Here is a 12,711-nt window from a genome sequence, read left to right as displayed (position 1 = left end):
TCTATTTCCTAGAAAGGGAGAGCATGAATGTCTAGTGCGACGTCTTCTCTCAGAGTCGCCATTGGCGGTGATGAGGCCGCTTACGACTTGAAAGAGATTCTTATTGGTTATATCCGAGAGTTAGGCTACGAGGTTGAAGATTTTGGCACTTTTAATGCCCAGCCGGTGCTGTACCCCGATGTTGCCTTTGAGGTGGCTACGGCGATTAAGGAGGGGCGCTTCGATCGTGCAGTACTGGTATGTGGCACGGGAATCGGAGTGGCTATTTCTGCCAATAAGGTGCCCGGTATCCGCGCTGCGCAGGCACACGATACTTACTCAGCAGCAAAGGCGCGCACCAGTAATAATGCACAGATTGTCACGCTGGGATCCAGAGTGATTGGGCCAGAGTTGGCTAAATCAATAGTGGCAACCTTTTTGGGCAGCCACTTTTCGGGTGGAAATTCCGAATTAAAAATAGCAAAGATTGACGAATATGAGTCTCGATTGAATACTCCGTAACCGTGGTATCGCTCATATTCGTCGACGCTGATTAATAACAACAGCATGCAAGCTGTGATCACGCAGTTTGGCCTCACTCCAGAGGATATAATAATGACACGCCTATTTAATGATCCAAATGATTTCCCTGAAGAAGCTCGTTTAGGTTTAGTAGCTGCTCATCGCGATAAGCTGATGGCTGTGCCGGGAGGTGTCGTACGCAGTACGCGCAGCCAGCCAGATAGTGTTGCGGTCGTGGTTGGTGGTGGTAGCGGCCATTACCCCACCTTTGCGGGGTTGGTGGGCAAGGGTTGGCCCATGGGGCGGTCATGGGCAATCTGTTTTGCTCGCCTTCTGCACAGCAAGTTTATTCCGTCGCCAAAGCCGCCAACAACGGCGGTGGTGTGCTGCTCTCTTTTGGTAATTATGCGGGGGACGTGCTGCATTTTGGTGAGGCGCGCGAGCGTTTGATTGCGGACGGTATTCCCTGTGAAATCGTGCTGGTCACTGATGATGTCGCCAGTGCACCCTTGGCGGAGATTGATAAGCGCCGGGGCATCGCAGGTGATCTAACCGTTTTCAAGGCCGCCGCCGCTGCAGCAGAAAAGGGATTATCACTGGAAGAAGTAGTTCAAGTGGCGAAAGAGGCAAATCGCTGCACGCGCTCTTTTGGAGTGGCGTTTGAGGGATGCACGTTACCGGGTGCAGCCGATTCGCTCTTTCATGTGCCCGAAGGCAGGATGGCCATAGGGCTGGGGATTCACGGCGAGCCGGGTATTAGTGAGACGGATATTCCTTCCGCAGATGGCTTGGCAGAAATCCTCGTTGCCCGATTATTGGAAGAAGTTCCTGACGGTATCAGACTCCAAGGAGCTCGGGTGGCACCGATACTCAATGGCCTGGGTACTATTAAGTATGAAGAGCTGTTCGTTATTTATCGCAAGGTTGACGAGTTGCTGCAGGAAGCTGGATTAAGCATTGTGGAGCCCGATGTGGGCGAGCTGGTGACCAGTCTTGATATGGCCGGGGTTTCGCTGACGTTGTTCTGGCTTGATAAAGACATGGAGCCGCTGTGGACCGCCGCTGCGGATGCGCCGGGCTATCGAAAAGGCAGCGTGACGCCAGCGCAGGCGCTGGATCCTGCCGAGGTAGAGGTGGTTACGCAAGATGAGATTCCCGAGGCTAGCGATGCCTCGCGAAAATTAGCGTGCGGCGTCGTTGAGGCGCTCGAAGTGCTCGCAAATACGGTCAATGAAAACTGCGAGATGCTGGGCCAGATTGATGCTGTGGCTGGGGATGGTGATCACGGTATTGGTATGCAGCGGGGCAGCAGGGCTGCGCTTGAAGCGGCCAAAGAGGCTCTTGATGGCGGCGCGGGCGCGGAGACAGTGCTGCAGTGGGCTGGGCAGCGCTGGTCAGACGAAGCGGGCGGTACCTCTGGTGCTATCTGGCGGGTTATCTTAAAAGCGATGGGGAGTCGCTTGGCAATGAGAAGCCGTTATCAGGACAGCGTCTTGCTGCTGGCGTGGTCAATGCCCGTCAGCAAGTCATGGCATTTGGTAAAGCTGAATTGGGCGATAAAACGCTTGTCGACGTGCTAGTGCCTTTTGCCGATGCCCTGTCGTGGGAGGCTGAGAAAGGCCAGGGAGCTTTGGCTTGCTGGGAATCCGCTGCACGCATAGCGAGTGAGGCTGCTGAGGCTACCAGGCAATTAATTCCCCGTGTTGGCCGCGCACGACCATTGGCTGAAAAAAGCGTGGGTACGCCTGATGCCGGTTCTGTTTCATTGGCGCTGATTATTCAGGCGCTGATTCCTGTGTTGAAAAAGTGTCAAGCAAGCTGACATGATACATGCCCTTCAATAACCCCTGGATGCCGAGGATGAATGGTCAAGACGCTGCAGATATAGACTTAATGACAGAGATTTCAACGCTCTACTATGTGCAGGGGAGACGCAGGAAGCGATCGCAAATAGGCTCGGGCATTCGCGTGTGAGAATAGGGCGGCTGCTCAAGCGTGCCCAGGCAGAAGGAATTGTCGATGTCCGAGTGCGCCTGCATCCCGCCGTTAGTGTTGAGATTGAGCAGGAGCTCAAACGGCGCTTTGGCCTGAAGCGAGCGTTGATTGCTCTGGATAATGCCGACCCAGATGTGCAGCGCTCGTCAGTCGCTAGTCTAGTGGCAGACCATCTGTCGCGTAGTTTGACCGATGGCCAGATCGTAGCCGTTGGCATGGGTCGTAACGTGGCCGCCGTGGCGGATAACGTTTTCCTGGCGGAGTCGTTGAAGGTTTCATTTGTGTGCGCAATTGGTGGCTCGCTGCGCGCAGGCGAGCATATGAATCCCGATCATATTTGTCGACGTTTGGCGAGTAGGTTTGGCGGTGATAGTGAGACGCTTTATGCCCCTGCGCTGGTACAGAGCGGTGAACTTAGGGATGCATTGTATGAAAACTCTACCGTGCGCCAGACGCTAGACCGGGCTCGCCGTGCGGATACCGCTTTGATTGGCGTGGGTGACGTAAGTGAAGACAGTAATATGGTGCGGATGGGGTGGTTTTCCGCCCAGGAGATTGCTGAAGCACGGCTCTCTGGAACCGTGGGCGATATGATGGGCTATGACTTTATCGATATCCATGGGAAGCCTTCCGCAACGCAGATGCAGGGGCGTGTGGTGGGACTTAATATACAGGATCTCACGCGTATTCCAGACGTTATTGCTATCGCCAGTGAAAATACTAAAGCGGTTGGGATACTGGGGGCGCTGCGTACCGGGGTTATCGATACCTTGGCGACTAGTGTCACTAACGCGCACACCATTCTGCGTCTCGATGAAGCGACTACCGGGTAAGTGCGCGCTTGATTTGTATTCAAAACCTAAGTTTTCTCGGCATCTTACGCTTAGGTCGGCCCAACTTTCTCTGTTGCATTTATTGGCTTTTCTTGGGCATGTGGGCACTCTTTGGCATGCTTGGTTTCCCCTTGTCCCTCGCTCCGATGTCAGTGATATTTGACGGGTGTTTGTACATTTGTACGATGCTGGAACATATAGCATGGCTTTAAGTGATGCTTTCGCATGGCCGTAATAATAAATAGTTTCCATTTTTAAAATTTAAGTATAAAAAACAATCAATTATGATATTGGTCTAAAGTATAAGATTAGAAAGCTCCATTATGGATTGACTCAGCTATGCTTAAAGCAGTTAATTCATATGTACACAACAAGATCTTTTGTAAAGCGTGCGTCGCTAGCCAAGCAATACAAGATATATTAGGAGTGAGTAATGCATAACGCCGATAACAACAATCACACCGAACTGCCTCTGACCATGCAAGCCGTCGTAGCCTACGCGCCTGGTGATTATCGTCTTGAAGAGGTGGGCGTGCCGAAGGTAGGAGAGGGTGAAGTCCTGATAAAGGTTGAAGCGTGCGGAATCTGCGCAGGCGATCTCAAAGCCTATGAAGGCGCCCCCAGCTTTTGGGGAGACGAAACCCAGCCCGCTTATATCAAAGCACCGATGATTCCAGGCCATGAGTTTATTGGTCATGTGATGGCTTTAGGAGAGGGCGTTAAAAACCTTGAGGTCGGTGATCGCGTTATTTCCGAGCAAATCGTGCCTTGCTGGGAGTGCCGTTTCTGTAACCGTGGGCAGTACTGGATGTGCGAAAAGCACGATGTGTATGGATTTCAGCACAACGTAAATGGCGGTATGGCTGAATATATGGTCTTTCCTAAAGAAGCCATTAATCACAAGTTGCCAGATGAGATTCCGATGGAGAAAGCGGTTCTTATTGAACCCTATGCTTGTTCGTTACATGCCGTTAAGCGTGCGCAGATTGAACTGGGAGATGTGGTTGTCCTCTCCGGGGCAGGCACCTTAGGGCTAGGAATGATCGGTGCGATCAAAAAGTCCGGGCCTTCCAAGCTGGTCGTACTGGATCTCAATAACAAGCGCTTAGAACTTGCTAAACAGTTTGGTGCTGACATTGTCCTGAATCCCGCTGAAGTTGATGTTATTGACTACGTTAAAGGCATAACGGAAGGCTATGGTTGCGATATCTATATTGAGGCGAGCGGTGCGGTACAGTCGGTAGAGCAAGGTCTTTATATGATCCGTAAATTGGGTCGCTTTGTCGAATTTAGTGTATTCAAAGAGCCAGTGACTGTTGATTGGAGCATTATTAGCGATCGTAAAGAGCTGGATGTGCTGGGTGCGCATCTAGGCCCTTATTGTTACCCACCTGTCATTGAAGGCATTGGTAATGGTGATTTCCCAACGGATCATGTGGTGACCCATAAGCTGCCGTTAGCCGAATTCCATCAAGGGCTAGATCTAATGCGCAATGACCCTAACGCATTAAAGGTTGTGCTTATACCTGACGGGAAGTAGGTAGTGGAAGTTTCTTATTTATAACTTTTTTATAACTACAATGATAACCGGAGTGATTATGTCGGCGACATTAAATTCGGTGCCCGGTGATAAGCGTATAAAGGTCTATGTGGCAGCTGCTTTTGCGTTAGTGCTGTTTGCACTCATGGCGCTCGATACTAAAGTCATTAGTCTTACTGAACTTGAGAGCGCGGTGGGGTTTTCACCACAGCAATTTGCTCAGGAAACATTTCCAGAGATCCAAGCGTATGTCGAGAATAACGCTGTAAATGCATCGGTATTGGCGCCAGAGGTTCTCCAGGATGCCGGAGCGGCAGGTGAGAAATACGGCGTCGCTGCCGGCATTGGCCATATTGTGCCGGTCTCTTTATCCGGAGTTGCTGTAGAAAGCCGGGGGGGCGTTTACACCCTAGAGGTTGCCGATGTGCCTTCAGATATCGTCATTCGTGTGCAAACAGGCCCAGCCATTAATGGCACTACGCTGAGAGATACAACCGGCAATATTCAATTTGGCGACTTTACCAATCAGATTGAGTACCAAGATGTCGGCGCAGCGCTCAATGATGAAATGAAGCGTCAAGTGCTTGCGGATATTTCCGGACAAGAGTTAACCGGAAAAACGTTAGAGGTAGTTGGCTCTTTTACCATGATAAATCCCAAAAACTGGCTAATTACGCCGGTGAGTATAGCGATCATTGAGTGAGGGGCGGCTATGAGTATCGATACATCAACAGTGGAAGTGGCTCCGGTGATTCTTTCTGCACGCAATATCGAAAAGCGTTTCGGTGCCGTGCAAGCCCTCAAAGAAGTGAACTTCGATATATATCGAGGACAGGTGACAACGCTCTTTGGCGAAAATGGAGCGGGTAAATCTACGCTGATGAAAATTTTGTCTGGTGTCATTGCTCAGACGGCTGGGGAGATTGTATTGGAAGGAGAGAGCGTCAGCTTTTCTTCACCGTCGGATGCTGAAGCGCTGGGGATTACCATTATTCATCAGGAGTTGAGCTTGGCCCCTAACCTGAATGTGCGCGACAACATTTTTATGGGGCGTGAGCTGACTAAAGGAAGAGGCAGCGTCGACTATAAAGAGGAGGCGCGTCAGGCTGAATTGTTAATGGAGGAGCTGGATGAACCGATCCACCCTCTTACCCTGGTCGAAGATCTACGGGTTGGGCAGCAACAAATCGTTGAAATCGCGAGAGCGCTGTCCAAGAACTCTCGCATTTTGATTATGGATGAACCGACTTCCGCATTGAGTGCCACGGAAGTCGAGACGTTATTTAAAGTCGTCCAGGATCTCAAAAACAAGGGTGTCTCGATTGTTTATATTTCTCACCATTTGGAAGAGGCGCTACAGATTACCGATCATGCCGTTGTTCTCCGCGATGGGGTCATGACTGCTTACGCTCCACGTAGTGATATCGACCTGCAGTGGATCGTCAGGCATATGGTAGGAGAGAGTTTCGATCTTGGCTCACCGCCCACAGGGTATGAGCAGGGCTCCACCGCGCTCTCTATCCAGAACCTTTACATAAGCGACGATAAAGTGGCAGGTCGCTATGTTGTTGAGGATCTTTCTCTTGATGTGCGCGCAGGCGAGATTGTCTGCATTTATGGGCTAATGGGCGCTGGCAGAACTGAGTTATTGGAGTGTGTGGCAGGGCGAACCCGGCAGTCCAAGGGAGATATCTTGCTCAACTCAACTGACGTATCCCATTACAACATTGCACAGCTAATCGAGAGAGGGTTGGTGTTAGTGCCTGAGGATCGCCAGCGTGATGGGTTAGTACCCACCCTGTCAGTCGGTAGAAATCTGTCGCTAGCCAGTATCCATGCGTTTACTCGCAAGGGGCTTACTTCTTCCAGCTTGGAGGCAGAAATGATTAATTCAGCTATCGATAAGGTGCACATTAAAACAGACGGCGGGGAGGCTTCCATTGGTTCATTGTCTGGCGGTAACCAGCAAAAAGTGGTGATCGGTAAGATGTTGGCTACCCATCCAGACGTCATCATACTTGATGAGCCAAGCCGTGGTATCGACGTGGGTGCCAAGGCCGAAGTGTTCAAGTTATTGAGCCAAGGGGCTCGGCGGGGGTTGGCGGTTGTCTTTACAACATCTGAAGTGAGCGAGTGCTTGAGTATTCCACACAGAGTGCTGGTGATGAGCAAAGGACGGATCTCCGCTGAATTCAAACCGGGTGTAACGAAAGATGAAATTATGGCTGCTTCGGGCGAATCAGTTGCTGCATGATTATTCAATCGGATAGGTAATGACTATGTCTCATCACAACAATAACGCGTTACAAGTTGAAAAAAGCAGTATCGATATCGTCAAGATTTTGCTGGAAGGTAGGGCTTTTTTTGCATTAATCGTGATCATTATTGTCTTTTCCATGCTCTCGCCTGTTTATTTTTCAACGGGTAATTTTTTAACCATGTCTTCGCATGTGGCTGTTTTTGGCTTGCTAGGCATTGGCATGCTGTTTGTCATTCTGACTGGCGGTATCGATTTATCGGTTGGCTCTACGTTGGCACTTTGCGGAGTGTTCGCGGGTATGTTGTTAGAAGGGGTGGAGATTGAAGCGTTTAATTTGGCTTTCTTTCCTTCAGTGTGGGTCGTCGTGGTACTTACCTGCTTACTGGGCGGCCTCGTGGGGGCTATCAATGGCGTATTAGTTGCCTACTTCAAAGTGCCTGCTTTCGTGGCCACACTGGGCATGTTGTATGTCGCGCGTGGAGCCGCACTGCTGCTAACCGATGGGTTAACGTTCAATAGTTTAAGTGGTGACCCTACATTAGGTAATACTGGGTTTGAATGGCTTGGGTTTAATAAACTATTCGGTATACCTGTAGGTGTTTTGATTCTCTTTTGTGCTGCGGTTATTTGCATGTTGGCGCTCAGTCGTACGCCGTTTGGCCGGTGTGGTGGATTTACTCTACCGGTGGCAATGCGCGTGCTGCAGAGCTATCAGGGGTGCCCGTCAATCGCGTTAAGCTCTCCGTCTACATTATTTCCGGCGTGTGCGCAGCCCTGGCTGGGATTGTGCTTGCCTCACAGTTGACCTCTGCTGGGCCTACGGCAGGTACTACCTATGAGCTGACAGCGATTGCTGCTGTTGTTATCGGTGGCGCCTCACTGATGGGGGGACGTGGCACGGTTCGAAATACTTTATTGGGCGCATTTGTAATTGGCTTTCTCGCCGACGGTCTGGTCATCATCGGTGTGTCTGCTTATTGGCAAATGGTCTTCACGGGTAGCGTGATTGTCTTTGCTGTCATGTTAAATAATGTCCAATATAGTGCTAAACACAAGTCCTCTCAACAAGCCGAGAAAACGACAGAAAGTAAGCGTGAAGGTTCTAGAGCAAGTGCTACTTAACGTAGCATTGCTTAGAAGTGTGGCCTGCTCAGGTCTACCGATTCAAAGACCAACAATCATAACTATGAGGTAATAATCATGCTTCCAAAAGTAAAAAAGTGCTTTTTACAGCTCTCGCCAGTGTCTCGATGCTCTTTAGTAGCTCTATAGTTGCTCAGGACAAGGGACTGATCTCAATTATTGTCAATGATATGTCAAATCCCTATTGGCAAACGGAAGGAACAATTGCTGAGCGTACAGCAGAAGAATTGGGCTATGATGCAAATGTAAGTTCCCATGTGGGTGACACCAACACTGAAAGCAATCAGGTCGATACGGCAATTACCAATGGGGCTAAAGCAATCATTCTCGACCCTGCTAATGCGGACGGTTCCATTGGCGCTGTGCGAAGAGCAATCGAGGCGGGAATTCCGGTATTTATTATTAACGCTGAGATTAACCAGCAGGGATTGGCCAAAGCGCAACTGGTTTCCAATAATGCGCAAGGAGCCGCGTTAGGAGCGCAACAGTGGGCAATGCAACTAGATGGCGAGGGATCCTATATAGAGTTAAAGGGACCCCCTTCTGATAATAATGCTGCGACAAGATCCAATGGCTATGAGACGGTGCTTAGCCAATACCCCGATCTTAGCCTTGCTGCGTCTGACATCGCTAACTGGGATCGGACGGAAGGGCGCAATAAAATGCAGAGCATGCTCCGTTCTCATCCTGATATTCGAGGCGTCATTAGTGGTAACGACGAAATGGCCTTAGGTGCCATTGTGGCTCTAAAACAGGAGGGGCGGCTAGACGATGTAATAGTAGGTGGTTTTGACGGTTCACCAGATGCTGTTGATGCGGTTCGCTCGGGTGAACTGGCCTATACCGTTCTACAGCCGGTGGCCGTATTTGCAGAACATGCAGTAAAAATTGCTGATCATTATATTAATACCGGAGAAACAGGGTTGGATAGTGAAAAACAGCTTTATGACTGTTTCCTTATTACTCAAGATAATGTAGATAGCTATACCTCCCCCTTTGTGTTGGAATAATAGGTTTTAGAAGAGTAAGCGTTAGAAGAGTAGGTGTTAGAGGAACTTGCCTAGAGGCCAGTCAGCTTTAAAGCTGGCTGGCTTTTTGAATAAGAGGGGGTGTCAATGATCTTTAATTTTGGTTCCATCAATATCGATTATACTTACCGTGTACCCTATTTTGTCCGCCCTGGCGAAACCTTGGAAAGCGGTGATTATAATATTGGGTTAGGTGGAAAAGGCGTCAATCAGTCACTGGCAATAGCGCGTGCCAAAGGAAGGGTGAGTCACTGGGGGCGAGTTTCATCGATAGATGCCTGGGTGACCAGTGAGCTTGAGTCTGCGGGTGTTGGTGTGAAAGATGTCGAATTGACCTCAGAGCCAAGTGGGCATGCCATTATTCAAATTGACGCACTGGGTGAAAACGCTATTCTTTTGTTCTCTGGCGCCAATCATGGTTTTACGCAGGAGAAAATGACGGCTCTTATTGCGCAAACCGCTCCTGGCGACACAATACTTATTCAGAACGAATGTAACGGGCTTGATCAGCTTATTCCATTAGCAGTGAGCCACGGCTGCAAGGTGATATTTAACCCAGCACCAATGACCTCGAAGGTATCATCACTCCCTCTAGACCAATGTGAACTGCTTTTTTTAACCGTACAGAGGCCGCCGCTTTATTAGAGATGCCGGTAGAGTCGAGCGCCGCAGATTTGCTAAGGCGTTGTAAAGAATCGCTTGGCGATGTCGAGGTGGTTCTTACCCTAGGTAGCGAGGGGGCTTGGTATCAGCGCAGCAGTGAGACTCTTTTTCAATCGGCTTTAAAGGTAAAGGCCATCGATACAACGGCCGCAGGCGATACCTTTGTGGGTTACTTCCTTGCCGCTAGGCAAGCTGGCCTAAAGCCTTCACAGTGTTTGCAAAGGGCAACAGCGGCGGCTGCCCTGGCGGTTCAAAAACGCGGCGCTGCCAGTAGTATTCCAATGGCGGAAGAGGTTGATAGATTGATGTGTCAACAAGAAGCGCTATAGAGTGCGGCAGCGATTTGTTTTCAGCATTATCTTAATCACTTTATCTTAGCGTCTTCAGAAGGCCGGTGGCAGTGACGCCCCGGCCACTAAGAACCATATCCGAATCAGGATCCTCCGAAATCAGCGGATTGCTCACGCCATAGTGCCGCCTCGTGGCGTAGGGTGCTGGCGAGCAGTGCGATGTCGTTGGGGCCGGCCACGAAGCGGTAGCCACTATTGGTCAGAGTGGTGACATCGCGACCGGGCCCGGTGATGGTGCCCATCCAGCGCCCGCTATTGGCGATGCGGCGCTCAAGATCCTCAATCAGACTGCGTACCTCGGGTGCCTCGAGACGTTCGAGCAAGCCCATTGAGCCCGCCAGGTCGTTGGGGCCGATGAACAGCATGTCTATGCCATCAACCTCGGCGATCGCCTCGACGTTATCTGCCCCTTCAGTATGCTCGATTTGGGTGATCAACAGCAGGTCATCGTTGGCTTGACTGGCGTAATCACTGAAAGCGCCGTAGCCTGAGGCGCGTACGATAGGAGCCGCATAGCCACGCTGTCCATGAGGAGGGTAGCGGCAGGCATCGACGATAGCTTGAGCCTGTGCAGCGCTATTGACCATCGGCACCATGATCGAGCGTACCCCCATATCCAGGATCTTCTTCAGGTAGGTGGGGTCGTTGGCGGGAATGCGTAAAACCGCTTCACCACCTGCTGCTTCGATGGCGCGAACTAGATGCGCGGTATGCTCGAGGCTGGAGACACCGTGCTCGTTGTCGATCAGAATGGTTTTCCAACCGGCCCAAACGGCAATTTCGGCTAGTTCGGGGCTGGCGCTTTCCAACCACAGGGCGCTAATGGCTCGACCCTGCTTAAGGGCAAGTTTGGTACGGTTGCGATGGCTCATGGATAGGTTTCCGTTTCCGCAGAGGGGCTAGGATGGCGACGACGCTGAACACTCTCATAGATACCGCGAGTCAGCAGCAACGCCCAGAGCAGCAGGGTGAGTGTGCCTAGCGCCGCCGCCCAGGGGCGATCGAAGAAGGCCAGCAAGTCGCCTTGGGCCTTCATCATCGATGTCATGAAGTTTTCCTCGACGATCGTGCCGAGAACGATACCCAGTATGGCGGGTGCCAGCGGAAAGCCATTGGCCTCCATGGCGTAACCCAGGACACCCAGCGCCAATACTGTCCAGATGGCAATGACCGAATTGGTAATGGCGTAAGCTCCCACAACGAGAACAGTAGTACACAGGGCATGAGCACCCGACGCGGGATACGTACCACCTGACTGGAAGCCATGATCACCAACAGGCCAGCAGGGATCATCGCGAGATTGCTTAGTGCGAAGGCGCCGTAAAGGGTATGTACCAGTTCTGGTGACTCGGTAAATATCTGCGGCCCAGGTGACATCCCGTTGAGTAGCAGGATGCCGATGGCAATAGCCGTGACGCTATCGCCGGGGATACCGAACACCAATGCTGGCGTCCAGGCGCCACCGATAGCGGCATTGTTGGCGGAGCCACCATCGGTTACGCCCTCAATGTACCCCGTACCGTAGCGTTCGGGATGGCGCGAGAAGCGCCGTGAAATCGCATAACAGATCCAAGCGGCGATATCTGCCCCGGCGCCGGGCAGCGCGCCGATCAGGGTGCCAAGTACGCTGGAGCGGGCGATGTTGCGCTTGAAGCGGCGCAGTACGAGCGCTGCCTCACGCAGCGCTTTGGAAAATGACTCTTGTACTGCATTGGCAGGTTGGTCGCGATGTCCTATCTGTGCACTGCGCAGAATCTCGCTGAGCGCAAACAGGCCGATGATGGCGGGAATAAAGCTAATGCCATCGAACAGTTCGTAATTGCCGAAGGTGAAGCGTGGATGGCCGACGGCGACATCGATGCCGATAGTGGCGATAAATAGGCCGAGGAAGAGGCTGGAAAAGCTCTTGGCGACGCTACCGTTACTAGTTAGTACCGCGCAACTCAGTCCTAGGCAGGCCAGCCAGAAGGTTTCGAAGCTGGAAAACTGCACTGCGACACGGGCCAACTGAGGGGCAATGAGCGCTAGAAGGGCGACACCCACCAGGCCTCCAATGCAGGCGGCGAACAATGACACCATCAGCGTCGAGCGGGAGCGTCCTGCGCGTGACAGGCGGTAAGCGTCCTCGACGTAGGCCGCGGAGGCGGGCGTGCCGGGGATACGCATCAAGGTGCCGGGTACGTCGCCAGCGAAAATCGCTGTGGTAGTTGTGGCGACAATGGCGCTGATGGCGATCAACGGATCCATGAAGTAGGTAAAGGGCACCAGAAGGGCCACCGCCATGGTAGCGGTTAGGCCCGGCATGGCGCCGATGAAAGTGCCATAGAGCGTACAGGCGGCGATGACCGCTAGGGAGGCTGGACTGAATAGGGAGGTGAGGGTCGAGGCGCTCATAGCG

Annotated in this window: 6 protein-coding genes and 5 pseudogenes; 9 read left to right on the top strand and 2 right to left on the bottom strand. The window is 51.7% G+C overall.

Going from position 1 to position 12,711, the window contains the following annotated elements; translation table 11 throughout:
- The first annotated feature begins 27 nt into the window (after positions 1-27).
- The 9 genes and pseudogenes from FDY98_RS23645 (at position 28) to FDY98_RS29855 (ending at position 10,292) form a co-directional block, all read left to right on the top strand.
- A complete protein-coding gene (locus FDY98_RS23645; protein ID WP_027959983.1) occupies positions 28-501 on the top strand; it encodes an RpiB/LacA/LacB family sugar-phosphate isomerase in 474 nt (157 codons plus the stop codon).
- Positions 502-546: 45 nt separating this feature from the next.
- Positions 547-2,323 (top strand): annotated as a pseudogene (locus tag FDY98_RS23640) (dihydroxyacetone kinase family protein).
- Between the two features lie 29 nt (positions 2,324-2,352).
- Positions 2,353-3,329, top strand: a pseudogene (locus tag FDY98_RS23635) (sugar-binding transcriptional regulator).
- Between the two features lie 433 nt (positions 3,330-3,762).
- A complete protein-coding gene (locus FDY98_RS23630; protein ID WP_027959986.1) occupies positions 3,763-4,869 on the top strand; it encodes an MDR/zinc-dependent alcohol dehydrogenase-like family protein in 1,107 nt (368 codons plus the stop codon).
- 58 nt (positions 4,870-4,927) lie between these two features.
- Positions 4,928-5,572 carry a DUF2291 family protein gene (locus FDY98_RS23625; RefSeq protein ID WP_035538219.1) on the top strand — a complete coding sequence of 215 codons (645 nt, stop codon included), beginning with the start codon at positions 4,928-4,930 and terminating at the stop codon, positions 5,570-5,572.
- Between the two features lie 9 nt (positions 5,573-5,581).
- Positions 5,582-7,123 carry a sugar ABC transporter ATP-binding protein gene (locus FDY98_RS23620; RefSeq protein WP_051430523.1) on the top strand — a complete coding sequence of 514 codons (1,542 nt, stop codon included), beginning with the start codon at positions 5,582-5,584 and terminating at the stop codon, positions 7,121-7,123.
- Between the two features lie 19 nt (positions 7,124-7,142).
- Positions 7,143-8,251 (top strand): annotated as a pseudogene (locus FDY98_RS23615) (ABC transporter permease).
- Positions 8,252-8,379: 128 nt separating this feature from the next.
- Positions 8,380-9,282 carry a D-ribose ABC transporter substrate-binding protein gene (locus FDY98_RS23610; protein WP_155706277.1) on the top strand — a complete coding sequence of 301 codons (903 nt, stop codon included), beginning with the start codon at positions 8,380-8,382 and terminating at the stop codon, positions 9,280-9,282.
- A 105-nt stretch (positions 9,283-9,387) separates the two neighbouring features.
- A pseudogene (locus FDY98_RS29855) lies at positions 9,388-10,292 on the top strand (ribokinase).
- A 104-nt stretch (positions 10,293-10,396) separates the two neighbouring features.
- On the opposite strand, the gene FDY98_RS23600 reads toward FDY98_RS29855, so the two are convergent.
- Together FDY98_RS23600 and FDY98_RS23595 are read right to left on the bottom strand one after the other, a co-directional pair.
- Positions 10,397-11,185, bottom strand: coding sequence for an HpcH/HpaI aldolase family protein (locus tag FDY98_RS23600; RefSeq protein ID WP_027959990.1), 789 nt, complete (start codon positions 11,183-11,185; stop codon positions 10,397-10,399).
- Positions 11,182-12,707, bottom strand: a pseudogene (locus FDY98_RS23595) (tripartite tricarboxylate transporter permease). The gene FDY98_RS23600 and the pseudogene FDY98_RS23595 overlap by 4 nt, the downstream one beginning before the upstream one ends.
- Positions 12,708-12,711 lie beyond the last annotated feature (4 nt).

It is taken from the genome of Halomonas sp. PA16-9 (assembly GCF_009728585.1).
Classification (GTDB): Bacteria; Pseudomonadota; Gammaproteobacteria; order Pseudomonadales; family Halomonadaceae; genus Vreelandella; species Vreelandella titanicae.
This window is presented reverse-complemented; position numbering and strand designations above follow the sequence as displayed.

Coding starts and splice junctions, on each gene's coding strand:
- FDY98_RS23645 (WP_027959983.1), top strand. CDS start 28: ATGTCTAGTGCGACGTCTTCTCTCAGAGTCGCCATTGGCGGTGATGAG.
- FDY98_RS23625 (WP_035538219.1), top strand. CDS start 4,928: ATGTCGGCGACATTAAATTCGGTGCCCGGTGATAAGCGTATAAAGGTC.
- FDY98_RS23600 (WP_027959990.1), bottom strand. CDS start 11,185: ATGAGCCATCGCAACCGTACCAAACTTGCCCTTAAGCAGGGTCGAGCC.
- FDY98_RS23630 (WP_027959986.1), top strand. CDS start 3,763: ATGCATAACGCCGATAACAACAATCACACCGAACTGCCTCTGACCATG.
- FDY98_RS23610 (WP_155706277.1), top strand. CDS start 8,380: ATGCTCTTTAGTAGCTCTATAGTTGCTCAGGACAAGGGACTGATCTCA.
- FDY98_RS23620 (WP_051430523.1), top strand. CDS start 5,582: ATGAGTATCGATACATCAACAGTGGAAGTGGCTCCGGTGATTCTTTCT.